This is a genomic window from Komagataeibacter rhaeticus (assembly GCF_003207855.1).
GTDB classification, from domain to species: domain Bacteria; phylum Pseudomonadota; class Alphaproteobacteria; order Acetobacterales; family Acetobacteraceae; genus Komagataeibacter; species Komagataeibacter rhaeticus.
In genome coordinates this window covers 342,620-367,388 of sequence record NZ_NKTZ01000002.1, presented here as the reverse complement: position 1 = coordinate 367,388, position 24,769 = coordinate 342,620, and the positions used below count along the sequence as shown (strand labels likewise).

The following is a 24,769-nucleotide window of genomic DNA, read 5'->3' as shown; positions in this document are numbered from 1 at the left end:
AATACAAACCACAGTGCCGCGTAAACCATGCCCGCCCGCCGTGGGGGCGCCGTTCAGCGCGTGGCGGCGGGGGCATTCCCCGTCGTGGCATAGGCATAGGACCCGCCCCGGACCAGGGCGCGCTGGCAGGCGGGACGGGCATGGATACGGCGCAGGAAGGGACCGATATGGGGGCGACCGGCCAGTGCCCCCGCGCGGGCGGCGGCCACTTCCAGCGGGAAACTCATCTGGATGTCGGCGGCCGTGAATTCGGGTCCTGCAAACCATTCGCTGGCGGCAAGGCTCTGTTCCCAGTAATCCATGTGCAGCCTGACCTGCGGATTGATGGCCTTTGTCAGCGCGCCCCCTGCAATCAGGGCGGCAAAGGGCCGCAGGGGCCACGGCACGCGGCCGGGCAGCAGGCCAAGGACCAGCTTGAGCAGGAGTGGCGGCATGGCCGAGCCTTCGGCATAATGCAGCCAGTAGATGAAGCGCGTATGCGCGGGCGTGCCGTGTGCGGGTTCCAGTCGGCCATGGCCGTATCTGGCCAGCACGTATTCAATGATCGCCCCGCTTTCGGCCAGCGTCACGTCACCATCGGTATCGGTCAGGACGGGGGCCTTGCCCAGCGGGTGGATGCGGCGCAGGGACTGTGGCGCCTGCATGGTTTTCGGGTCGCGGCTGTAGAAATGGATGTCGTAGGGCAGTTCCAGTTCTTCCAGCAGCCACAGGACCCGTTGTGAACGGGAATTGTCCAGATGATGTACGGTCAGCATTGCGGTGGCCCTTCCCTGCGGGTGTGACCCGGGTCCTGCCGGAAAGCCGGGAGGGCCTTCCATGATGCGACCCGGATAACAGGAAGAAGGCGCGGCCCGCCGCAGGGTTGCAGCCTGCTGGTGGCGCATGCGGGGCGCTCACGCCCGCCACCGGATTGAGACGTGGGCCGCTCCCGCGGATCATGGAGCAGGGTCCGGCAAGGCGGTTTGCGGAAAGCATCCGCAGGCGCCACCCGTCCCGAAGGCAGGAGGCACCTGGATACTTCCGTTTCCAGACGGCTTTTCAGCCCATCAGCGCCGTATCATCCGCCGGGCCAAAGAACGCGTAGCGGATCTGGCCGTCCGGCACGCCCGCCGCGCGCAGGGCTGTCACCATGTCGCGCATGAAGCCGTCGGGGCCGCAGACATAATAGGTCGCGGCTGGGTCCACCTGCCCGCTCAGCCATTCCGGCGTGATGCGCCCGGCATGGGTGGTCACGTTCGGGGTCGGGGGCACGCCCTGCGGGGCCTGACGGGTATAGAATATATCCGCATCCAGCCTGCCCTTTGCCGCAAGGTCACGGACGGGGATGCCAAAGGCTTCCGTTTCCGTGCTGCGGGTGGCGTGAATGTAGCGGATGGGTGTCTTTCCCGCCGCCACCACCCCCAGCATGGACATGAACGGCGTCAGCCCCACCCCGGCGCTGAGGAAGACAACAGGCGCGGTATCCGGATGGCCCAGCGTGAAGTCTCCCGCCGGGGCGGAGACCTGCAGGACCGTTCCCTCGCGCACGCTGTCATGCAGCCAGCTGGATACCACGCCACCGTCAATGCGGCGCACGCTGATCCGGTAGGCATCGGCTCCCGGCGCGGAGGAGATGCTGTAGTTGCGCCGCGCCGGACCATGCCCCGGCACATCAAGGCGGAAACCAAGGGATTGCCCCGCCGCGTGGCGCATGACGGGCCGGCCATCGGTCGGCACCAGTTCAAAGGAGGTCACGGTCCCGCTCTCCACCGTGCGGCGGCGCACGCTGAAGGGCCTCCAGCCCGTCCAGCCACCCGGTGCGGCGGCATGGGCCACGTAGATCTGCTCCTCACGCCCGATCAGGATATCCGCCAGGAACCAGTAGGCCCTGCCCCAGGCATCCATGATGTCGGGCGTGGCGGCATCGCCCAGCACCTGGGCAATGGCCCCCAGCAGGGCATCGGCCACATAAGGATAATGTTCGGGCAGGATGTTCAGCCCGACATGCTTTTCCGCAATGCGTTCGACCGCGCCGGCCATCGCGCCAGGGTTATCGATGTTGCGGGCATAGGCCAGGACCGCCAGGGCCAGTGCCCGGGGCTGTTCGCCGTTCTGCTGGTGGGACAGGTTGAACAGGTCACGGATGGCGGGATTGGCCAGCAGGCGACGGTACATTTCCGTCGTGATTGCCAGGCCATGGGCTTCTAGCGCGGGCACGCAGGCGCGGATGATGCCGCGGGTCCGGTCATCAAGGGGTGAGGCCACGATATGCTCCATAAAGATAGATAATCAAGATACCTTAATGGCGTCTCAAAAAGATGTCAACGGCGCATATCTTTAAGGATGGGCAGAACCCCGCATAATTCCCATGTAAGGATTGCATTAATGTAAAGGGTGCCCCGGCGTCGCTTCCGCATATATTTGACAGTAATAATCAGTCGCATAATATGCGCCGCACGATAGGAGTGTCCCGTATGCGTTACGTGAGTGTTGTGTCTTCCCTCTGGCTTGCCGCATGCGCGTTCGTGCCGCATGCCCAGGCCCAGGACCCGGTGCATCTGGAAGTGCGGGACCATCATTTCACGCCGGACCATTTCAGCGTGCCCGCCGGGCAGCGCTTCCTGATCGTGCTGGACAACCATGATGACACGACGGACGAATTCGAGAGCTATGACCTGAAGTTCGAGAAGATCGTGGTGTCCGGCGGCACCATCACGGTGCATGCCGGTCCGCTGCATCCCGGCACCTACAAGTTTTTTGATGATTACCATCCCGATCAGGCAACGGGCACCGTAACCGTAACACAGGAGCCCTGATCATGCTTGGCAGTCTGTTGATCGTTTTCCGTGAGGTCATGGAAGCAGGGCTTATTGTCGGGATCGTGCTGGCCGCGACGCAGGGTATTGCGGGGCGGGGCCGCTGGGTGGCGGGCGGCATTGCCGCCGGCGTGGTGGGGGCGGCCGTTGTCGCGGTCTTTGCCGGAAGCCTGTCGGCCGCCCTTTCGGGTAACGGGCAGGATGTGTTTTCCGCCACCATCCTGTGCATCGCGGTGGTCATGCTGGGGTGGCACACGATCTGGATGACCCGTCACGGCCGTGAGATGGCGGGCGACATGAAGGCGCTGGGGGCCGAGGTTGTCTCTGGCGAGCGTTCGCTGACCGCCATGGCGGTGGTCGTGGCCGTGGCCGTGCTGCGGGAAGGGGTGGAGGTGGTGCTGTTCCTGTATGGCATTGCCGTCTCCACCCATTCCGGCCCGCTGGCCATGCTGGGTGGCGGCGCGCTGGGCATTGCGGCGGGTGCCGCCCTGTCGTGGCTGCTGTATCGCGGGCTGATCGTGATTCCGCTGCACCGGCTGTTCGCGGTGACCGGGCTGCTGATCGCCTTCCTGGCCGCGGGCATGGCCAGCCAGGCGGCGGCCCTGCTGGCGGGTGACGACCTGCTGCCCGCCTTCGGTTACGAAATATGGGATACGTCGTGGCTGCTGTCCGATGGCAGCATGCTGGGCCGTGCGGCCAAGGCGCTGTTTGGCTATTCCGACCGGCCCATGGGCATCCAGCTCATGGCATGGGGGGGGACACTGGCGGTCATGACCGTTGCCACCCGGCTTGCCCGCCGGCAGCCCGCCCGCCCGTAATGGCGACGGCCACGGCATGATATGGACGGGCATGCCGGGGCTGTTGTCTCCATCACGGGTTCGGTATGCATGACCACGCCATGGCCGGCTTCATACGTGATGGAGCCGGACAGGCGCTTCCATCCGTCCGGTTGGAACAGGGCATGGCTGTTCACGCCCTGCTGACCGGACGGGCCGGGCAGCAGGGTGGTTACGGAATGAGCATGTCCGGAGGTGCCGGATGGACTGGTTTACGGTTCCGGGTTCATGAATTATTTATGTAAATAACTGTATTCAGCAAAAATGATATATCTGGCCGGTCTGGTTGATCCGGGGCGCTGGAGAAATAATTCATTACCGCAATTTCATTAATTTATTTTAATTTTTTATGATTCCATGATCATGATTCCCGGAATTTATGGTATTTACATAGTATATTATTGATATATACGAATATATACTTTCTATTAAATCAAAAAATTCCTGATATATTATGTTAATAAGGATTTTATATATGGGATATACTACATAATCCCGATTATGTCTAATAAATGTAAGGCTGTCATACATTGATATAGGGATATAAAAGGTTGCAGGACCGCATTCGCTAACGGTATCGATGGATGCACTATTGCATCCCGCACGGCCATGCCTGTATCCCGGCATTCCTGCTGGACCAACGCGCATGAGAGGCGACGCCAGATGGCTGCAGACCGGCCCTGTTTTCCTACCAGTATCCATCTTTCCACCCCCAATGCAGCCCGGATGAACCGCGCACTGCGCATGTCGCGCCGTGACATGCTGCTTGGCGCCATGGGGGCCGCTGCCCTGACCATGGGGGCGGGCAGGGGAACCGCCGCCACCACCCCGGCAGACGATGATGCGGGGGTCGCGCAGTTCATGGCCCTTTCGCAGCGCCTGACCGATCGTGATGCGCTTGACCCCCGCATCGGCCACGCGCTTTACGCGGGCATCGTGCGGGCCACGCCCCAGCGGCACGACCAGATCCAGAAACTGCATGACCTGATGGGCGGCAGTACGTTTGGCAGCGCGCGTGAACTGGCCAGGGCCGCCGAAAAGGCCGACCCGGCGTTCAAGGACCTCATCCACGAGATCATGACCGGCTGGTACCGTGGCGTTGCCGACCAGAAGGTCGTGGTCTACCGCTCCGCGCTGATGTTCGACATCACCAAGGATGCCATCTACCCCAAGACATACGCGGCAGGTGGTCCGTTCTACTGGACCCGGACGCCCCCGGAAGTGGCGCTGCCCAAGGGTGAGCCAGCCCTTTCGCCTTCGAAATTTGTCGTAGAACCCACCTGATATTCCGGAGCATTTCCATGCCTTCCGACCAAGACCTTTCAGCCGACGTCGTGATCGTCGGCTCCGGCGTTGCGGGCAGTTCCATTGCCAATGAACTGGCGCGCGCGGGTATTTCCGTCATTGTGCTGGAAGCTGGCCCCCGCGTCGACCGCCAGCATTTTGTCGAGAATTTCCGCAACCTCGAGAACAAGCCCTCCTATCAGGGGCCGTTCCCGGCAGTGCCCTGGGCGCGTCATCCGCCCGATCAGGTCACCCCCAACGATTACCTGCACACCACCGGCCCCGATGCGGAGGCCTACCAGCAGGTCTATCTGCGCATGATGGGGGGCACGACATGGCACTGGGCGGGCTGCGCGTGGCGGTACCTGCCATCCGATTTCGAGCTGAAGACCCGCTATGGCCAGGGGCGTGACTGGGCGCTGAAATATGATGACCTGGAGCCGTTCTATTACCAGGCCGAGGTGATGATGGGCGTCTGCGGCCCGGACCCCGCCAGGGAGGATCTCGGCTCCCCGCGCAGGCAGCCCTATCCGATGGAGGCCCTGCCCATTTCCTATGCCGCGCAGCAGTTCCGCAAGCTGATCAGCGAAAAGACGCCATACCGCGTCGTGCATGAACCGCAGGCCCGCAATACCCGCCCCTATGACAATCGCCCGACATGCGAGGGGCATAACAACTGCATGCCGATCTGCCCGATCGGGGCGATGTATAACGGCAGCTACTCCGTCTATCATGCCGAGGCGGCGGGGGCGAAGTTCGTACCCAACGCCGTGGTGTACAGGATCGAGCGTGACAGCGCCAACAAGCGCGTGACGGCGGTGCATTACTATGATCCCGACAAGGGATCACACCGCGTGACCGGCAAGTATTTCGTTATTGCCGCCCATTGCATCGAGACCGCCAAGCTGATGCTTGTTTCCGCTGACGAGCAGAGCCCCGCGGGCATTGCCAACAGTTCGGGCCATGTGGGCCGGAACATGATGGACCATACCGGCGTGCAGGTAAGCTTCATCAGTGGCGACAAGGCGCTGTGGCCCGGACGTGGCCCGCTTGAGACCAACGTGATCGACAATTTCCGCGATGGTGACTGGCGTAACGAGCGTGGCGCGTACCTCGTGCACATGGTCGATGACAACCAGGTTGACCTGGCCACGCAGCTTGCCATTTCCAAGGGATATGTCGGGCGCGAGCTTGAAGAGCAGATCCGCTATCTCGCCTCCCATACCGTGCGGCTGTTCAGCCATAACGAAGGTCTGGCGGACCCGGAGAACCGGCTGACACTCAGCGCCACGCACAAGGACATGCTGGGTATTCCGCACCCCGAGGTCTATTACAAGCTGCCGGAATACACGGTTAAGAGCTGCGAGCACACGCGCGGGCTGTTCCGTGACCTCATCGGGCTCATGCACGGAACCGACGAACAGTGGACGCCGGGCTACTTCCCGCAGGATCATCCCGCCGGCAGCACCATCATGGGCACCGACCCCAAGGATTCCGTGGTGGATGGTTTCTGTCGTACGCATGACCATGAAAACCTGTTCATTGCGAGTTCTTCCGTCTTTTCATCGGTTGGAACCGGCAACATCACACTGACGGTCGCGGCCCTTGCCCTGCGCGTGGCCGACACGCTTAAAAAAGAACTCGCTCATGCCTGATGTGACACGCAAGATCCTGTGGTCGGTCCTGGCCGCAGGCACGGCACTTACCTGCCTGTCCCCGCTATCCGCACGGGCGGATGAGCAGCCTTCGGCCGACCTGCTGGCCCGGGGTGAATACATTGCCACGGCGGGGGACTGCGTGGCCTGCCATACCGCGCCGGGCGGCAGGCCGTTTGCCGGTGGCCTGCGCATCAGCACGCCCATGGGCGATGTCATTACCACCAACATCACGCCCGACCCCGAGCATGGTATTGGCAGATACACGGAAGAGGATTTCGAGAAGAGCCTGCGCCACGGCATCCGCCGTGATGGCAGCCGTCTCTATCCCGCCATGCCCTATGTATCCTATTCCGGCATGACGGACGGGGATGTGCAGGCGCTGTATGCCTGGTTCATGCATGACGTGAAGCCGGTGGCGGAATCGCCCCCGGTGACCGAACTGAACTTTCCCGCCAGCCTGCGCATAACCATGGCGGCGTGGAACCTTGTGGCCGGGGCCGTACCGCCCGAGACGGGCGATTCCGCCACGTTCGACAAGCTGCGCCGGGGCAAGTACCTCGCCAACGCACTGGCGCATTGCAGCACCTGCCACACGCCGCGCAACATGATGCTGAGCGAGAAGGAAGACAGCTACCTTGCCGGTGCGCCGCTGCTGGGCTGGTATGCGCCCAACATCACGTCCAGCAAGACGGCAGGCATCGGGAACTGGAGCGAGGACAATCTTGTCCAGTATCTCCAGACCGGTCATGTCGATGGGCTGAGCCAGGCGGCAGGCCCGATGGGGGAGGCGGTGGAGCACAGCACCAGCCACCTGACCGATGCGGACCTGCATGCGTTGGCCGCCTATATCCTTCAGGTTCCGGCCAAGGATGACGCGGTCGAGCACAGCCCGCGCGAACAGGTGGGCAAGGCGGTGGATACCCCCGATATCCGCACCGGCGTGCTCACCCGCATCGACAGCCTGGACGAGATGGATGGCGCGCATATCTATGATGGCAACTGCGCCGCCTGTCATGGCAGCGACGGGGCAGGTACCAGTGACCATTATGCGCCGTCGCTGTTCCACAACTCGGTCGTGGGGTCGGCCCGTCCCGACAACCTGATCATGGCCATCCTCAGCGGTGTGGACCGCACCACGGGCACGCTGCATGTTCACATGCCCGGGTTTGACGGGAATTCTGACGTGCAGCGCCTGAGCGATGCGGAAATTGCCAGTCTGGTCAATTACGTGACGGCCACCTTTGGCAGCGGCGACCACGGGGTAACCGCCGAGCAGGTGGGAAAGATGCGCGCCCAGTTGCCCAAGACACCCTGAAGCCATCCTGCCGGTGCCCGTAACGGGCACCGGCGGAGCGGGGCCGGACGTGCTGCGTAAACCGTGCCAGCGTGCCGGATGAAGGATATGCATGGGGGCGGAGCGTTGTCCTGTCCCGCTTCGGCATGGATGATCCGGGCCTGGCGGGCTGGACAGGCAGGGTGGTCCTTTCATCATGATGCGTTTCATCACCGATTTTGCAGATCAGGGTGTTATCCTGCCGGTGATGGCGACGGGTTTCCTTGTCATGGCCCTGCGCGGCTGGTGGCGGGGGGCGGTGGTATGGACGGGCATGGCCTGCCTTGTGCTGGCTGGCATGCTGCTTCTCAAGATTGCGGGCCTGTACTATGCGTGGCTTGCCCATGTGCCCATCATCAGCCCCAGCGGCCATGTTGCATCGGCATGCGTGGTGTATGGCGGCCTGCTGCTTGTGCTGGGGCAAAAATGGTTTGCCCGTTTTCCCGCGCTCATGCCGGTGCCCGTGCTGGGGCTGGCGCTGGTCATTGGCCTGACACGCCTGTCCCTGCACGCCCATACGCTGTTTGAAGTCGTGACGGGAGGGATCGTGGGCTGTACGGGCGGAATCCTGACCGGACGTCAATGTGGGGCGGTGCCACGCCTGTTATGGGTGTATCTGCTGCTCTGCGTGGGATGTATCGCCTGGCTGTTCCACGGACACCATCTGGCGATTGAGGGTACGATACGGAGCCTTTTTGGCCCCGAAGCCCTTTTGCATGACTGATTTACCCGGAGACTGTCTGAAAACAGTATATTGACAGGCGGTAAAAGCTTTTTGGTGTCGTCTTTTTTAAACCGCCTGACCAAAGCCTCTCCTGTAATGGCAGGATGTTTCCTGGGCGGTTTTTTCAAGCAGTCCTCAAGGGAACGGGGCGTGTGTCCCGGTGCGGCAGGCGCATGCCGGCCTGTGCCGTGCTGATATGATGCACCAATGCATCCAGCAGGGCCCGGCAGGACATGAGGGGCTGGTCGTGCCGGGCTGGCGGCCTGATTTCCTGCCATCTGGTCCGGGAATCAGAAAAGGGCCATCAACCGGGACACATCCGGCCAATGGCCCGTCTTTGTTTACCTGACGTGGTCAGGTGATCCGGTCAGTTAGAACGGCGCGTCGATATCAACCACGTCGATCAGCTTGTGATTGACGAATTCCTTGATGCCCAGACCGATCAGTTCGCGGCCATAGCCCGAACGGGCCACGCCGCCAAACGGCAGGTCGGCCTTAACCATGGTCGGGTGGTTGACATACACCATGCCGGTGTAGATCTGCTCCGCAACCTTGACGCCGCGCTTCGTATCCCTGGTGAACACCGCGCCGCCCAGGCCATAGGGGGAATCATTGGCGATGCGGATGGCATCGGCATCATCCTTGGCGCGGTAAAGCTGGGTTACGGGACCAAAGAATTCCCACAGGCGGGCAGCATTGTCCTTGTGCAGGTTGGTCATGAGCATGGGGCGGAAGAAGGCGCCCTTTTCCGGCACGGGGCCACCGATGACTTCAACATGGGCGCCATGCTTCTTCGCTTCCTCGACCTGGGCCAGCAGGTCGTCCGCCGCCTTCTGAGAGGAAAGGGGTGCAAGCTGGGTTGCCGGGTCCATCGGGTCGCCTGCCTTCAGCGCGGCAACGCCCTTCTTGTACATCTCGACGAATTTGTCGTAGATGGCGTCCGCCACGATGATGCGCTTGGCCGAGACGCACACCTGGCCCGCGTTCCAGTGGCGACCGAACACGGCCCATTTCACGGTCTTTTCCAGATCCGCGTCATCCAGCACGATGAAGGCGTCCGAACCACCAAGTTCCATCGTGGATTTCTTGAGCGCCTTGGCCGCGATGCCCGCGATGATGGTGCCCGCCCCTTCGGAGCCGGTCAGGGCAACACCGCACACGCGCGGGTCGCTCAGGATCACTTCGGTATGATGGCGCGCGGCATACAGGTTGCGGAAAGCACCCTTGGGCAGGCCCGCTTCCTGCATCAGCGTATCGAACGCCGCCGCGCACTGCGGCACGTTGGAAGCATGCTTGAGCAGCACCGTATTCCCGGCGGAAAGCTGCGGCGCGATGATGCGGGCAACCTGATAGTAGGGGAAGTTCCACGGTTCAACCGCGAAGACAATGCCCTGCGGCTGGTGGATCAGGGTGGCGTCCCCTTCCGCCGCATTGGCCACCGGCAGCTTTTCAGGGGCCAGCAGTTCCTCGGCCTTGGCGGCATAGTATTCAAAGATTTCAGCCGAAAGGATGGTCTCCGCCTTGGCTTCGGCGTAGATCTTGCCCATTTCCAGCGTGATCAGCCTGGCATATTTGTCGATATCGCGGCGCAGGATCTGGGCTGCGGCCGTCATCACCTTCGCACGCTCGGCAAAGGAGGTCTGGCGCCATGCCTTGAAGGCATCATAGGCCTCGGTCAGGGCAGTCTGGATTTCCTGGTCCGTGGCATCGGGAAAAGTCTTCAGCTTTTCACCAGTGTAGGGGTTGGTCGTCGCGTAAGCCATAAGCAGTATATTCCTCAGAGTTTCGTCAACTATATATTCCACGGGCGCGCGTGCAAGAATCGTTTCAGCTCCCGCCTGCCTGCCCCTGTGCCGCACAGGCGGCCAGTCCAGGGAAGGCCGGGCGCATGGTCCCTTGCCAGAGCTGCATCTTTTGCCATCGCAGCGCTGCCCGCCATGGTGGAACCATGAAAGGGAATTTAGCCTGCGGGCCTATCTGGGCACGGATTTTTTTCTGACACAATGGTCAGGAATTCGTGGTTGCGTTCACATCCTGGTGGGGGCCTGCAGGCGCTGGCGTTCCCTGTCGGTTATGACATCGGCCAGGGTATAGCGGTCCAGCACCGCGATAAACGATCCCAGCGCTTCCCCCAGTACGCCGCGCAGGCGGCAGGCATCGGCCAGGATGCAGGGTTTCATGTCGGGTCTTTCGGGGTCTGCCGGCTGCATGCAGTTGACCAGCGCCATGTCCTCTTCCGTGTAGCGCACCACATCCCCGATCAGGATGGAGGCGGCGGGTCGACCCAGCCGCAGGCCGCCATTGCGGCCGCGGATGGTCTCGATAAAGCCACCCTGGCCCAGCCGGTGGATGATCTTGACCAGATGGTTTTCCGAAATGCCATACGCCTGCGCAACCTCGCGGATGGAGGTGAGGCGGTCGGTATGGATGCCCAGATAGAGCAGCGTTCGCAGGGCATAATCGGTATGAAGGGTCAGGCGCATGAAAAAAAGATATATGACGCCCGCATCTTGTTTCCAGTGGGCGTGAACAATATTCCCGCCCGGCATCGGGGCGAAGGGTACGGACGGCCGGATCTGAAAAATTATTATCGCACATAAGTGTTATGGGAGCGGGATCTTGTAAAGGTGAGGACCGGATCGGTGGCGTGATGGGCGGGAAAGGCAAACAGGAATGAGTATTAATTGTATTGCGATTTGTTCTCATTCGTGATTATGCTGGGCATACATCATGGATGGGATGGATGGATGTTTGTCTGCTCCTGCAATATGTTGACGGATACGGATGTGGAAGCAGCCGTTAAAAACGGCGCTGTAAGACCCAGGGAAGTCTATGAATCCAAGGGGTGCCGTGCCCAGTGCGGCAACTGCGTGCCCGGTGTCGTGTGCCTGCTGCGGCAGATGCTCCGGCAGGGCCGCATGGCCGTGCCGGAAGCCATGCATGCAGGAACCGGGATGAATGCGGTGGTCTGACGCGCGACCCTGTCCTGCCGGCTTCATGCGGGGGGAGCCTGAAACGGCAACAGGCCCCGGCGGGGCCTGGACAATACGGCGTTCGTGCGTGCGAAACATGTTCGGGGCAGCAGTCTGGCGTGGCCGGAAGCTGCTCCGCTTTCATGTCGCCCGTGATACCTGATGGCAGGTAATGGATAAGATGGAGTGCTTAAGGAAGCCGGCGCCATGCACTGGCATGGAATGGGAAGACACGCGTCCGGTGAAGCGTTTTCCCGCAGGTCCGGGGCGTTATCCCGAAAATGCCCGCCTTTGTCAGCGGGCTGGTTTTAAACCCGCCATGCGGCGGTAACGCCCGGACGGGACCCGCCCACACGCAGCCGGGGCCGCATGCGGGTCGGGCCGTCCGTCCTTGCTATCGCCGCACGCCAGGGCCGACCCGCAGGGTAGACGGCGATGCGCCAAGTACCAGCCGGATGACCGATCCCAGCGCCAGGGTCACCACGATATTGACCGCCAGCCCCAGCAGCCCGGTGGAAACCGAGGCCGAAAAACCTGCGAAGGCAATGGGATGCACGGGTTTGAGTCCATCCATCCAGCACAGTCCCAGCCCGGTGAAGGAGCCGATGACCCAGCCCGCGATCAGCGCGGGCGCGGGCAGGCGCAGCGGGAGCAGGCCCATGATCAGCGCGGGAAAGGTCTGCAGGATGATGACGCCACCCAGCAGCTGCAGGTCGATTGCGAATTTGGCATTCAGGAACACCACGCAGACCAGCGCGCCAATCTTGACCCCGAATCCGGCAAGCCTTGAGCCGGTCACCGATTCGCCATGACGGGGCAGGATGTTGTGCATGATCAGGTTGGCCGCGCCGATGGCCATGACCGATGCGGGCACCAGCGCGCCGACCGCGATGGCCGCAAAGCAGAACCCGGCAAACCACGAGGGGAAAATGGCCAGGAAAAGCTGTGGTACCACCTGTGATGACGACGTGGTGACAATACCGGCCGCATGCGCCATCAGCCCCAGCAGCGCGATCAGCCCCAGCACGATGGTGTAGACCGGCAGGAATACAGCATTCTGCCGGATCGTATCGGCGGATTTGGCGGCAAGGATGCCCGTCAGGGTATGCGGGTACAGGAATGCGGCAAAGGCGGATGACAGGGCCAGCGTGGCATAGGGTACCGTCTGCCCCTGTGCCACGATCCGCCCGTCTGGCACGGGGGGCAGGTGCTGGGCCGCCGCATGGAACATGGCACCGTACCCACCCAGATGGATCGGCACGATGATCACCGCCGCCAGCACGGCGATATAGATCATCACATCCTTTATGAAGGCCGTCAGCGCCGGGGCATGCAGTCCGCCCAGCCAGGTGTAGGCGGCAAGGGAGACGAAGGCGATCAGCAGCGGCAGCATGCCGGTGAAGCCCAGGGCCTCGATCACGGTGCGGATGCCGATCAGCTGCAGCGCGATATAGGGCAGCACGGCAATCAGTCCGCTCAGCGCCACGGCCAGCTCCAGCGTCCGGCTGCCAAAGCGCGCGCGTACGATGTCGGCCGCCGTGGCATGGCCGCCATCACGCGCGATGGTCCACAGCCGGGGCATGACCGCGAAAATGAACGGATAGACGATAATGGTATAGGGCAGGGCAAAGAAGCCGAAGCCCCCCGTTGAATAGACAAGGGCGGGCACGGCAATGACGGTATAGGCGGTATAGAAATCGCCCCCCACCAGGAACCATGTGACCCAGGCGCCGAATTCGCGGCCACCCAGCCCCCATTCCTCGTCCGCGGTGTGCCGGGTAGCGGCCTTGCGCCGGTTCAGGAACGGACGCCACAGCCGGACGGTGCTGCCCAGCACGATGGTGGCGACAAAGCACAGTACGAATACGCCAATGGCGGCGTTATCGGGAAGGGTAGATGCGTTCATGACTGACGGTCCGACTTCCAGGCCATCCATATGAGGACTGAGGTGACGGGCACCCAGGCCAGCTGGTACCAGTAGAAAAATGGAAAGCCGAGCAGGGTGGGGTCATGCCGGTTATACAGTGGCACCCACAGAAGCCCCGCAAAGGGCAGCAGGAGGAACAGCGCTTTTTTCATGATGACCGTGACTTCTTGTTTTTTTGTGGCCGGAAAGGATTTTTTATTAAAGAATGACGGGGTGTCAACATAATTAAATGACAAGGGAAGTATTTTTTGGGAATGTTTTTGTAATTACAATTTCATTATTGTGCGGCGCGCAACAAATTTGCTGCGATGCACAAGAAAACATTAGATAAATGCGAGTTCTACCGGATGGATATTTAATTCATATTTTAAATAACTGAAATATAAAAATAGAATATAATATGGTTTCCCATGCCGCCAGAAGTGGGGGTATGGCTGCATATTAAACAATAACACATTGTTATATAATATTTTTTAAATGATATTTTTCGTTACGGAGCACGGTCAGTCCGGATAGCGTGGCGCAGGGTGGCCCCTCCTTCGCCATCAAAATAGTGATTGCCCGCAGGGGGTCCGGGCGGTTATTTTTCTGTCCCGGACCTGCCAACAACAAACAATACTAATAGCGCGGTCGCCTGTTTTCTGCCCTGTTCCCGGACCAGGCGCGATTTCTGACAGACGCACGCGCGTAGGAACGAACAGACATGACCAAATGGGTTTACAGCTTCGGAGATGGCCTGAACGAAGGGCGCGCGGATATGCGCAACCTTCTTGGGGGCAAGGGCGCCAATCTGGCGGAAATGGCGGCGAACGGCCTGCCGGTGCCGCCGGGCTTTACCATTACGACGGAAGTCTGTTCGGCTTTCTATGAGAACGGCCGGAAATATCCCGATGAACTGAAGGCGCAGGTCGATGCCGCCCTTCAGCGTGTCGAGCAGTCCATGGGCCTGCGCTTTGGTGACCCCGAAGCCCCGCTTCTGGTCTCGGTGCGTTCGGGTGCGCGGGTGTCCATGCCGGGCATGATGGACACCGTGCTCAACCTGGGCCTGAATGACCAGACGGTGGAAGGGCTTGCCCGTTCCTCGGGCGATGCGCGCTTCGCGTGGGACAGCTACCGCCGGTTCATCCAGATGTACGGCTCGGTCGTGATGGGCGTGCCCCATCACCATTTCGAGGACGTGCTGGAGCAGTTCAAGCGCGCCAACAATGTGGAGGACGACACCGCCATCACCGCCGGGCAGTGGCGCGCGATCGTGGTGGACTACAACCACATCATCACCACCCATACCGGCACCGATTTCCCCACCAATCCGCAGGACCAGCTGTGGGGCGCCATCGGCGCCGTGTTCGGTTCGTGGATGAACCCGCGCGCCAACACCTATCGCAAGCTGCACGAGATCCCGGCTTCGTGGGGGACGGCGGTCAACGTGCAGTCCATGGTGTTCGGCAACATGGGCGATGACTGCGCGACCGGCGTGTGCTTCACCCGCGATCCCTCGACGGGCGAGAACATCTTCTACGGTGAATACCTGATCAACGCGCAGGGGGAGGACGTGGTGGCGGGCATCCGCACGCCGCAGCCCATGGCCTGCGCCCGTGCCGAGGCCGGCCAGCACCCGATGGAAACCACCCTGCCGCAGGCTTACGCCGAACTGCTGCGCGTGCGCTCCATACTGGAAACCCATTACAAGGACATGCAGGACATCGAATTCACGGTCCAGCGCAACGTCCTGTACATTCTCCAGACCCGCAACGGCAAGCGCACGGCCGCCGCCGCGCTGAAGATCGCCATCGACATGGCGCGTGAAGGGCTGATCACGCAAGAAGAGGCCATCCAGCGCGTGCCTGCGGCCTCCCTTGACCAGCTTCTGCACCCCACACTGGACCCCAGGGCCGAGCGTGTGCAGCTGACCCGTGGTCTTCCGGCCTCGCCCGGTGCGGCCGCCGGTGCCGTCGTGTTCACGGCGGAGGAATGCGAGGCCCGCGCGGCGAAAGGGGAGGATGTGATCCTTGTGCGGATCGAGACCTCGCCCGAGGACGTGCATGGCATGCACGCCGCCCGGGGCGTGCTGACCACCCGTGGCGGCATGACGTCGCACGCCGCCGTGGTGGCGCGTGGCATGGGCCGCGTATGCGTGGCCGGTGCCGGCGGCATCCATGTCGATTACGCGGCAGGCAGCCTGAGTGTCGGCTCCCATACCGTGAAGGAAGGCGAGTGGATCACGCTCGATGGCGGGACGGGCGCGGTCTATCTGGGGCGCGTGCCGACCATCGAACCCGTGCTGTCGGATGATTTCAACACGCTCATGGGATGGGCGGACGGCGTGCGCCGCCTAGGCGTGCGGGCCAATGCCGAAACGCCGGATGACGCGCGCACCGCGCGCCGCTTCGGCGCGGAGGGGATTGGCCTGGCGCGGACCGAGCACATGTTCTTCGGCCCTGACCGCATCGGCTTTGTCCGCCAGATGATCATTGCCGATGAGGAGAGCGTGCGCCAGAAGGCCATTGCCGCCCTGCTGCCGTTCCAGCGCGAGGATTTTGCCAGCCTGTTCCGCATCATGGCCGGGCTGCCGGTCACGGTGCGCCTGCTGGACCCGCCGCTGCACGAGTTCCTGCCGCATGAGGCGGCCGAGATGGCCGAGGTGGCACAGGCGCTGGGCAGGAGCGTGGAGGACGTGCGCGCGCGTTGCGCCGCGCTGGCGGAAACCAACCCGATGCTGGGCCACCGTGGCTGCCGCCTTGGCCTGACCAGTCCGGAAATCTATGCCATGCAGGTCCGTGCGCTGATTCAGGCGGCAGTACTGGTGGAAAAGGAACTGGGCAGGCCCATCCACCCCGAGATCATGATCCCGCTGGTGGCGACAAAGGCCGAACTGGCCACCACCCGCCGTGCGGCCGAGGACGAGATCGCGCGTGTGCTGAAGGAGGAGGGAACGAATCTCAGCTACTCCATCGGCACCATGATCGAACTGCCCCGTGCCGCCATTCAGGCGGACCAGATCGCGGAATATGCCGATTTCTTCTCGTTCGGCACCAACGACCTGACCCAGACCACCTTCGGCCTGTCGCGTGATGATGCGGGGTCCTTCCTGCCCTATTACGTTGACCAGGGGCTGCTGCCGCGTGATCCGTTCGTGTCGATCGACCGCGATGGCGTGGGGGCGCTTGTCCGCCTTGGGGTGGAACGGGGCCGGCAGACCAGCGCGGACCTGAAGCTGGGCATCTGTGGCGAACATGGTGGCGACCCGGATTCCATCGCATTCTTTGATGAAGTCGGGCTGGACTATGTCTCGTGCTCGCCCTTCCGCGTGCCGGTGGCACGTCTTGCCGCGGCACAGGCCGCGCTGGCCACGCGCCAGAAGGCCGCCAGCCCGGCCTGACCGCATGGCCACCGGCCATAACATAACGCCGTAGGAATGGTGCCCCGCCCACGGGTGGGGCACCATGTCAGGCAGTATCATGAACAATCAGCCCATTATCCTGCACCTTGTCTCCGAAGCGACGGGGCAGGCGCTGGAAGCTGTCATGCGCGCGTGCAGCGCGCAGTTTCAGGGTGCCGAATTCTCGCCCCGCAACTGGAACCTTGTCCGCACCCGCGTGCAGGTGGGGCGGGTACTGGCCGGGATAAGGGATGAACCGGGGCCGGTCCTGTCATCCCTGACCTCGCCCGATCTCCAGACCATGCTGCGCGTTGGGTGCGCGCGCCTTGGTGTGCAGGTCAAGAACATCCTGGATGGCACCATCCATTTTCTTGAACAGCAGACCGGCACCGTGGCCGAGCGCCACCCCGGCGGCCAGTATGTGATGGATGACAGCTACCGCCGCCGTATCGACGCGATGCAGTACGTCATTGCGCATGATGACGGGCAGAAGGCCACCGATCTTTCCCGGGCCGATGTCATCCTGGTTGGCGTGTCGCGCACGTCCAAGACCCCCACCTGCTTCTATCTTGCCAACCGCGGCATCAAGGCCGCCAATATTCCGCTCGTGCCCCACGCGCCCCTGCCGCCGGGACTGGTGGAGTTTCCCGGCCTGGTGGTGGGGCTTACGATCGACCCCTATACCCTGCTTGAAATACGGCGCTCACGGGTGGGCATGATGCTGCCGGGGCGTTCCATGGCCACGCCCGGCATGTCGGAAACATCGGTCAAACCCTATATCGATCCCCAGAACGTGCAGGAGGAACTGCAATGGGCCCGCCGGCTATGCGTGCGCTACAAATGGCCCGTCATCAACGTCACCCATCGCTCGGTGGAGGAGACGGCCGCCGCCATCATCGACATGCTGGAGCATGACGGTGTGGGGGGACGACCCGCTGGCTGCTGATCGGGCAGGGATCAAGTCATGCAGCGGGTTGAATGCAGATATGTTTAATATGTAACATAAACGTTTAAAAATTTCCAGTAACTCAAATTTATTCAAATAATAAAAAAGTAAAAAAAGTAATAATAAAATAAATAATCATAAAATTTTTCGATATATGCAATATGCATATTCTATACGTCCATGCGGGAATGGGTGATGATTATTTCGCGCGGTGGACATGCGGGACGAAAATCGTACGATATGGCGCAGAGTTACTTGTTCAGGATATTTCCTGCATCTGAGTCCATAGAGCCGAAGCATGTCCAAGACAAATCCCAGACTTCTGATCATCCAGCCCTCCCATTACCGCTCCAGGACCGACCGGACCCTGTTCAAGACCAGGCGACGACAGATGGTGCCGCTGGCCCTGCCCTATCTGGCCGCCCTGACCCCGCCGGAATGGACCGTGACCCTGCTGGATGAACAGCTGGAGGATATCGACTTCAATGTGCCGGTCGATGTGGTGGCGCTGACCGCATGGACACTGCATTCCACGCGCGCTTACGATATTGCCGCAGCCTTCCGCCGCAGGGGTGTAAAGGTGATCATGGGCGGACCCCATGTCTTCTTCTACGCTGATGAGGCCGCGGAACATTGCGATGCCGTAGGCGTGGGGGAGGCCGAGCCCATATGGCGGACCATGCTGGAAGACGCGGCGGCGGACCGGCTGGAAAAAATCTATCGCGCGGCCCCGCTCAAGGAACTCGACGACCTGCCGCCACCCCGTTATGACCTGCTGGACCTGAAGAAATTCGGGCCTTTCCGCACGTTTGCGGTGCAGTCCTCGCGTGGGTGCCCGTTCGTGTGTGATTTCTGTTCGGAGCGTTTCTATCTTGGCGGCCGGTATCGTTGGCGCCCGGTGGACCAGATGGTGGGCGAACTGGAAAGGATAAAGAACCGGGGCAGTCATTTCTTCTTTGGGGAAAGTAATTTCGGCGGCAAGAAAAGCCGTGCGATGGAACTGATGGAAGGGCTGGTGCCGCTGAAGATCCGCTGGTCCACCCTGTGGTCGTCCAACCTGTGCCTTGATACCGGTTTCCTTGATCTTGCCCGGCAAAGCGGGGTGATGCACGTCAATATCGGTATTGAAAGTATCGATGAGGAAATGCTGCAGGGCATGAAGAAAGGGTGGAACAAGGCCAGCCGTTACGGCGAGATGTTCGATAACCTGCGCAGGCGTGACATCAGCTATTCGCTCAATTTCATCTTCGGGTATGATGAGGAACATCCCGATGTATATGAGGCGACCCTTTCTTTTCTGGAAGCGCACAAGGTTCCCGCCGCCTATTTCAATATCCTGACCCCCACCAGGGGCACCGCCCTGTTCGAGCGGATGAAGAAGGCGAACCGGATCATCGACCCCGATGAGATCGACCGCTGGCCGGGACAGGTCTGCCATATCTGGCCCAAAAACTGCACGCCCCAGCAGATGGAGCAGCGCATTCAGGGCATGTACCGCAAATTCTACAGCATGCGCTCCATGCTGCACCGGCTGCCCTTTCCCCGCACCCGTTCGGACATGTCATCATGGATCCTGAACATGACGGAACGGCGCATGGCCTTTTCATCCACGGGAAACAATGATTTTGATATCTACTGACAGCTGCCCGTCCAATCCCGGCCGGGCAGCAGCAGGCAGGGGAATGGCATATGCGCGGATCAATCGGGAGTATGGTGCTGGAGCGGCTCCGGCACAGCGGTGTCTCGCGCATTTATGGTGTGCCGGGTGACTATAACCTGGAATTCCTTGAACTGATCGAACGCACGCCCGGCATTGAATTCATCGGGACCTGCAATGAACTCAATGCCGCCTATGCGGCCGATGGCGATGCCCGGCTGACCGGCATCGGGGCGGTACTGGTGACGTATGGGGTGGGGGACCTGTCGGCGCTTTCGGCCGTGGCGGGTGCGTGTGCCGAAGGGGTGCCGCTGGTCGTGATTTCCGGCATGCCGCCCTGGCATGCCATCCAGTCGCGTGCCCTGGTGCATCATACGCTGGCTGACGGAAATTATGATAACGTCATGGCCTGCTACCGGCAGTTTGCCGCGGCCACGGCACGGCTGCATCCGGCCAGCGCCGTGACCGAGACCGATCGCGTGCTGCACGCCGCACGGACCTTCAGCCGCCCGGTCTATATCCAGTTTCCGTCCGACATCTGTTACGTTGACGTGGAGGTGGGCACGCCCCCGGCCATGGAACCCCAGTTTGATCCCGTACTGGTGGAGCGTGCGGCGGATCTGGTCGTGCGGCGGATCAGGCAGGCGCGCCAGCCCTTGGTGCTGGTTGATGCGCTGGTGCGGCAATACGGGCTGGTGGAGCGGGTGCAGCAGCTTTGTGCCCAGTACGGCCTTCCTTATGCGGCACTCTCCACCGCGCGCACCATCATGGCGGAAACGGGGCCTGAATGGCTGGGGGCCTATGGTGGCCGTGCCTCTGCCCCGCATGTGGCCGATTATGTGCATGGGGCTGATTGTGTGATCGGGCTGGGCGTGCGGTTCGTGGATTCCACATCCGGCTATTTCTCGCAGGAAATCGGCGCGGGCGCGCTGGTGGATATCCAGGCGTTCAGCCTGACATGTGACGGGCTGGATTTTCAGGGCATAACCGCAGCCGCCCTGCTGGATGCGGTGTGGCGCAAGCTGGCTTCGCTGCCACATACGCGCGCCGAACCGCCGCCGGCAGTGCAGGCGGCCGTCCCACCCGCCGCGCAGGCATGGGAACAGGCGGCATTCTGGCCCAGGGCGGAAGCATTCCTGCGGCCGGGTGACGTGGTGGTGGCGGATAACGGTTCGTCCATGGTGGCCATGCTGCATGCGCGCCTGCCCGCCGGGTGCAGCCTGCTGGTGCAGCCGGTCTGGGCCGCCATTGGCTATTCCCTGCCCGCAAGCCTTGGCGCGTGCCTTGCCACCCCCCACCGCCGGCATGTGCTCTTTATTGGTGACGGATCATTCCAGATGACCGCGCAGGAACTTTCCACCCTGCTGCGCCACAGATGCAACATCACGATTTTCCTGATCAATAACGGTGGCTATACCATCGAGCGGATGATCCTGGGCCCGCAGGCGTCGTATAACGACATTGCCAACTGGGATTATGCCAGCCTGCCTGCGGCGTTCGGTTCCGGTGCGGCCCCCCTGTCGCTGCGGGCGGGCAGTATTGCGGAACTGGATGCGGCACTGGTACAGGCGGCCGCGCATCAGGGCGTGGCGTTTGTCGAGGTGGGTTTCACCCCCATGGATGCGCCCCCCGCGATGGCGGCAATGGGGCAGGCGGTGCGCCGCTACGATTATGGAATCGAAACCCCCGACCTGACCTGAAAGACGGCGCATAAAATGGCGGCAGGTCTTTTTTCATCTCCGATGGCGAAAGACCTGTTTTTAAGCTGGACGAATGCCGTCATGCAGGTTATTGAAAATACGACTGTTTTTTATGGTGTCGCAAAATATGCGGCGGACGGGTCCCGAAAGCGGGACAGAACCAGAGCATAAAAGCAGCAAGCGGCATCACAAAAACGTGATCGTGTGTGGTTAAAATTTGTGCATTTGCATAAATTCCAGCCACCTTATTTTGCTCCCTTTCCTGACCTGAACCGGTTCTGCCGCTTTTGATGGCATTCCTTCCTGTCCTTTATGGAGCAGGAGCCTGATGGTCAGGTGTTCATGAGTATTTGTTGGTCACAAATATCATAATAAATATGTAATGATCCAGGTATGGTCAGGAAATACCATACGATTTTCATTGCCTGTATTTCGGTTCTGGTGTTCTTTCCCGTTCATCAACTCGACACCAGAGGAAAAACAAATGTTCATCGCAAACATCAGCACCATGATTGCCCACTCCGTCAACGCCATGTCTTCCCTGACCATGGTTGCTTTCCTGCCCATGATCGCCGCCCTGATGGTTGCCACCATCGTGTCCGATCGCGCTGCCTGATTGCCGGGGTTTCTGTCCTGACACCCCTGCAGCCGGAATTCCCGCAATAAAGCGGGAATGGCCGGCGGGCAGACAGTTCTGGATACGGATGATGACAGGCGCTTCGGCGTCTTTTTTCATGCCTGCGGCCTGGCTTGCGCGGATATCCGGCGTACTGGCCGCCGCTTGCGGGGGATGGTCTGTCACCCCGTGGTGGGTGATGACGGGTATAGCCATAGGCTGAAGATATGGACTTCATGTTCCATGCGGGCTTGTAGCCTGTCTGGCATGGGTGTATCGGCCATGGAACGGCGTGCGTAACTGCGCTTTTCCTCCCTTGTCCCGAGCCTGTGCATGACAGATACACCAACCAGTCCCGGCGTGGGGGCGGATGCTTCCGTTCGTGACGCCGTCAGTCCCGGCCTGATCTTCTTCATTCTGGCGCTGGGTGGTTTCGCCATCGGCACGGCCGAATTCGCGGCCATGAGCCTTGTGCCCATGATTTCGGCGGACATGCATGTCACCGTGCCGCAGGCCGGTCATGCGATCGAGGCCTATGCGGCAGGCGTGTGCGTGGGCGCGCCCCTTATCGCCATGCTTGGCGCGAAGATGAGCCGCAAGCACCTGCTGATCGGCATGATGGTCCTGTATGTGCTGGGCAACGGGCTGACCGCGCTGGCGCCGGGTTATGGGTGGCTGCTGCTGTGCCGCTTCGTAAGCGGCCTGCCGCACGGGGCCTATTTCGGTACGGCGGGTATTGTCGCGTCCTCGCTTGTGCCGATCAACCGGCGCACGCAGGCGGTGGCGCGCGTGGTGCTGGGGCTGACCATCGCCACGATCGGTGGCGTGCCCATGGCCAACGGACTGGGCATGCTGATGGGCTGGCGCTGGGCCTTCGTGCTGATCGCGGGGCTGGCCCTGTGCACGATGCTGCTGATCATGCGCTTCGTACCCCTGGACCCGCCGCGTCCACATGCCAGCGCCATGACGGAAGTGCGCGCCCTGCGCAACCGGCAGGTCTGGCTGACGCTGGGCATCGGTATTGTGGGTTTTGGCGGCATTTTCTGTGTCTATACCTATCTGGCATCCATCCTGCAGGTGGTGACGCACGCACCGGCCTACATGACCCCCGTCATGCTGGCGGTGTTTGGCGTGGGCATGACGGTTGGCACCATGGCCTGCGCCTGGGCGGCGGACAGGAAGATGATGCCGACCATCGGCGGCACGCTTCTGGTCAATGCGGCGGCACTGGCGGGTTTTCCCGGTTCGGTGCATTCCGTGTGGGGCATGATGCCCATCGTGTTCATGATCGGGTGCGGGGGTGGGCTGGGCACCGTGATCCAGTCCCGCCTGCTTAGCGTGGCGGTGGATGCGCAGGCCCTTGCCGCTGCGATGAACCAGAGCGCGTTCAACATGGCCAATGCAATCGGCCCGGCGCTGGGCGGGCTTGCAATCAGTGCCGGGCTGGGCTGGGCCTCGGTGGGCTGGGTGGGGGCCTGCCTGGCCATGGGCGGGTTCGTGATCTGGCTGGTCACGCTGAGCGATATCCGCGCTGCCGCCCGCAGGCAGGCGGGCGGCTAGACCCAGGGGCAGGGTGGTTGCCGGCCTGTTCCGTCTTTCCTATCGTGCGGCATGACCACATTGCCCACTGGCGGGTACTGCCTGCCCCCCCTGCTGCATGACCTGCTGCCCTCCCGTCCCGTAAGCGGGCCGGTGGGGGCGGTGCTGCTGCGTGTGCAGCATGTGCTCGATACCTGTATCGCGCCCACGGCGGTGCAGCGCGACCGCACTGGCGGCTACCCCCATCAGGCCATTGCCGCCCTGAAGCCCACCGGCATCCTTGCGCTGGCCGTGCCGGTGGAATGGGGCGGGATGGGCATGGGGCAGGACCTTTCGCTTGAACTCATGCTGCGCCTTGCCGTGGCGGACCCGGCGGTGGCCCAGATCTACAAGGTGCATGATGACCTGCTGCGGGAAATCTTTGCCTATGCGCCGGCGGGCCTGAAGGCGGAACTTGGCGCCCGCATTGTCAGTGACCATATCATACTGGGTATGGCAGTGGCGGAAAACGGGCGCACGGCCGACAGTTTCCTGCAGACACTGGCGCAGCCCGGCCCCGAGGGCACGCATTTCATATCGGGCCGCAAGATCTATGCCACGGGTGCATCGGGTGCGGATCTGGTGGCTGTCTCCTCATTCGATCCGGTAGCGGCACAGAAGGCGGGTTCGGTCCGCGCGGGCGTGCGCATGGACCTTGTGCCGCGTAATACGCCGGGCCTTGCCTTTCACCATGACTGGAACCGCATGGGCCAGCGCGCCACGGATTCCGGCACCGTGACACTGGACCGCGTGCGGGTGGCGGACAGGTGGAACGCGCTGTTGCCCGATGCCGACCTGCCCCGGCATGTGGCCCTGCGTTTTCAGGCCGGTTTCAGTGCAATCCTGACCGGTATCGGTATTGGCGCGGTGCGGGCCGTATGCGCATTCGTGCCCCGGCAGGCCCGGCCGTGGGGGGCGGCAGGGGTGGAAAGCGCGGATCAGGACCCCTATGTGCGCCGCCTGCTGGGTGAGATCGGGGCCGACCTGTTTGGCGCCTACTGCGCCGTGATGGCGGCGGGCCGGATGCTGGACCAGTATGAACAGGGGCAGGTGTCGCGTAATGCGGTGGCGATGGCGGCCAGTGCTGCGCGTTCGGTCGCCACGCGCGCGGGCCTGCGCGCGGCCAGCGATGCACCGGCGGCGGCGGGTGCGCGGGGCACGGATGCCGCCAACGCATTCGACCGCTACTGGCGCGATGCCCGCACCATATCCCTGCATGACCCCGTGGACTGGAAGAATGCGGAAATCGGCCGCCACCTGCTGACCGGCTGGGTGCCCGAACCGGGGCTTTACCAGTAAGCGTCCGTAACGCCCGCCACCGGGCGCCTTGTTGTTTGACACGGAACGGTGCGCGCGGGATTGAT

General features: G+C 62.0%; 20 protein-coding genes. 14 read left to right on the top strand and 6 right to left on the bottom strand.

Going from position 1 to position 24,769, the window contains the following annotated elements:
- Window positions 1-53: 53 nt before the first annotated feature.
- Together CFR78_RS03890 and hmpA are read right to left on the bottom strand one after the other, a co-directional pair.
- Window positions 54-755: a glutathione S-transferase gene (locus tag CFR78_RS03890; RefSeq protein WP_034927586.1), complete on the bottom strand. Its 702-nt coding sequence runs from the start codon at window positions 753-755 to the stop codon at window positions 54-56.
- Window positions 756-1,038: 283 nt separating this feature from the next.
- Complete coding sequence (gene hmpA, locus CFR78_RS03885) at window positions 1,039-2,244, bottom strand: NO-inducible flavohemoprotein (protein WP_034927639.1); 1,206 nt, start codon at window positions 2,242-2,244, stop codon at window positions 1,039-1,041.
- Window positions 2,245-2,453: 209 nt separating this feature from the next.
- On the opposite strand from hmpA, the gene CFR78_RS03880 reads away from it, so the two are divergent.
- From CFR78_RS03880 to CFR78_RS03855, 6 genes are all read left to right on the top strand, one after another.
- The gene (locus CFR78_RS03880) at window positions 2,454-2,795 is read left to right on the top strand and encodes a cupredoxin domain-containing protein (RefSeq protein WP_172459725.1); all 342 of its coding nucleotides are present in this window, start codon (window positions 2,454-2,456) and stop codon (window positions 2,793-2,795) included.
- A gap of 2 nt (window positions 2,796-2,797) precedes the next feature.
- The gene (locus CFR78_RS03875; RefSeq protein ID WP_034927582.1) at window positions 2,798-3,613 is read left to right on the top strand and encodes an FTR1 family iron permease; all 816 of its coding nucleotides are present in this window, start codon (window positions 2,798-2,800) and stop codon (window positions 3,611-3,613) included.
- Between the two features lie 681 nt (window positions 3,614-4,294).
- Window positions 4,295-4,915: a sorbitol dehydrogenase family protein gene (locus CFR78_RS03870; RefSeq protein ID WP_223846523.1), complete on the top strand. Its 621-nt coding sequence runs from the start codon at window positions 4,295-4,297 to the stop codon at window positions 4,913-4,915.
- Between the two features lie 17 nt (window positions 4,916-4,932).
- Entirely contained in the window at window positions 4,933-6,570 is a 1,638-nt protein-coding gene (locus tag CFR78_RS03865; protein WP_034933356.1) for a GMC family oxidoreductase, read from the top strand.
- Window positions 6,563-7,888: a cytochrome c gene (locus CFR78_RS03860; protein WP_007399505.1), complete on the top strand. Its 1,326-nt coding sequence runs from the start codon at window positions 6,563-6,565 to the stop codon at window positions 7,886-7,888. The genes CFR78_RS03865 and CFR78_RS03860 overlap by 8 nt, the downstream gene beginning before the upstream one ends.
- A 175-nt stretch (window positions 7,889-8,063) precedes the next feature.
- Window positions 8,064-8,630: a phosphatase PAP2 family protein gene (locus tag CFR78_RS03855; protein ID WP_051672178.1), complete on the top strand. Its 567-nt coding sequence runs from the start codon at window positions 8,064-8,066 to the stop codon at window positions 8,628-8,630.
- Window positions 8,631-9,001: 371 nt separating this feature from the next.
- On the opposite strand, the gene CFR78_RS03850 is transcribed toward CFR78_RS03855, so the two are convergent.
- Window positions 9,002-10,393 (bottom strand): NAD-dependent succinate-semialdehyde dehydrogenase, encoded by a 1,392-nt coding sequence (locus CFR78_RS03850; protein ID WP_034933350.1) that lies wholly within the window; start codon window positions 10,391-10,393, stop codon window positions 9,002-9,004.
- A gap of 264 nt (window positions 10,394-10,657) precedes the next feature.
- Window positions 10,658-11,113 carry an Rrf2 family transcriptional regulator gene (locus CFR78_RS03845; protein ID WP_007399508.1) on the bottom strand — a complete coding sequence of 152 codons (456 nt, stop codon included), beginning with the start codon at window positions 11,111-11,113 and terminating at the stop codon, window positions 10,658-10,660.
- Window positions 11,114-11,377: 264 nt separating this feature from the next.
- Here CFR78_RS03845 and CFR78_RS03840 point away from each other — a divergent pair, with 264 nt between their 5' ends.
- Entirely contained in the window at window positions 11,378-11,602 is a 225-nt protein-coding gene (locus CFR78_RS03840; protein ID WP_172459724.1) for a (2Fe-2S)-binding protein, read from the top strand.
- Window positions 11,603-11,996: 394 nt separating this feature from the next.
- On the opposite strand, the gene CFR78_RS03835 is transcribed toward CFR78_RS03840, so the two are convergent.
- On the bottom strand, window positions 11,997-13,508 hold the full coding sequence (locus tag CFR78_RS03835; protein WP_034933348.1) for a sodium:solute symporter family protein: 1,512 nt from the start codon (window positions 13,506-13,508) through the stop codon (window positions 11,997-11,999).
- Window positions 13,505-13,681, bottom strand: a complete 177-nt coding sequence (locus CFR78_RS03830; RefSeq protein ID WP_034933345.1) for a DUF3311 domain-containing protein — start codon at window positions 13,679-13,681, stop codon at window positions 13,505-13,507. The genes CFR78_RS03835 and CFR78_RS03830 overlap by 4 nt, the downstream gene beginning before the upstream one ends.
- A 551-nt stretch (window positions 13,682-14,232) precedes the next feature.
- On the opposite strand from CFR78_RS03830, the gene ppdK reads away from it, so the two are divergent.
- The 7 genes from ppdK (at window position 14,233) to CFR78_RS03800 (ending at window position 24,704) form a co-directional block, all read left to right on the top strand.
- A complete protein-coding gene (gene ppdK / locus CFR78_RS03825; protein WP_034933343.1) occupies window positions 14,233-16,908 on the top strand; it encodes a pyruvate, phosphate dikinase in 2,676 nt (891 codons plus the stop codon).
- Between the two features lie 79 nt (window positions 16,909-16,987).
- On the top strand, window positions 16,988-17,854 hold the full coding sequence (locus tag CFR78_RS03820; RefSeq protein ID WP_034933340.1) for a pyruvate, water dikinase regulatory protein: 867 nt from the start codon (window positions 16,988-16,990) through the stop codon (window positions 17,852-17,854).
- Between the two features lie 298 nt (window positions 17,855-18,152).
- Window positions 18,153-19,493, top strand: coding sequence for a B12-binding domain-containing radical SAM protein (locus tag CFR78_RS03815; protein WP_007399521.1), 1,341 nt, complete (start codon window positions 18,153-18,155; stop codon window positions 19,491-19,493).
- 50 nt (window positions 19,494-19,543) lie between these two features.
- A complete protein-coding gene (locus tag CFR78_RS03810) occupies window positions 19,544-21,211 on the top strand; it encodes an alpha-keto acid decarboxylase family protein (protein WP_034933338.1) in 1,668 nt (555 codons plus the stop codon).
- A gap of 484 nt (window positions 21,212-21,695) precedes the next feature.
- A complete protein-coding gene (locus tag CFR78_RS16550; protein ID WP_007399525.1) occupies window positions 21,696-21,827 on the top strand; it encodes a hypothetical protein in 132 nt (43 codons plus the stop codon).
- 333 nt (window positions 21,828-22,160) lie between these two features.
- Window positions 22,161-23,387, top strand: coding sequence for an MFS transporter (locus CFR78_RS03805; protein ID WP_034933336.1), 1,227 nt, complete (start codon window positions 22,161-22,163; stop codon window positions 23,385-23,387).
- A 51-nt stretch (window positions 23,388-23,438) separates the two neighbouring features.
- The gene (locus CFR78_RS03800; RefSeq protein WP_034933333.1) at window positions 23,439-24,704 is read left to right on the top strand and encodes an acyl-CoA dehydrogenase family protein; all 1,266 of its coding nucleotides are present in this window, start codon (window positions 23,439-23,441) and stop codon (window positions 24,702-24,704) included.
- Window positions 24,705-24,769 lie beyond the last annotated feature (65 nt).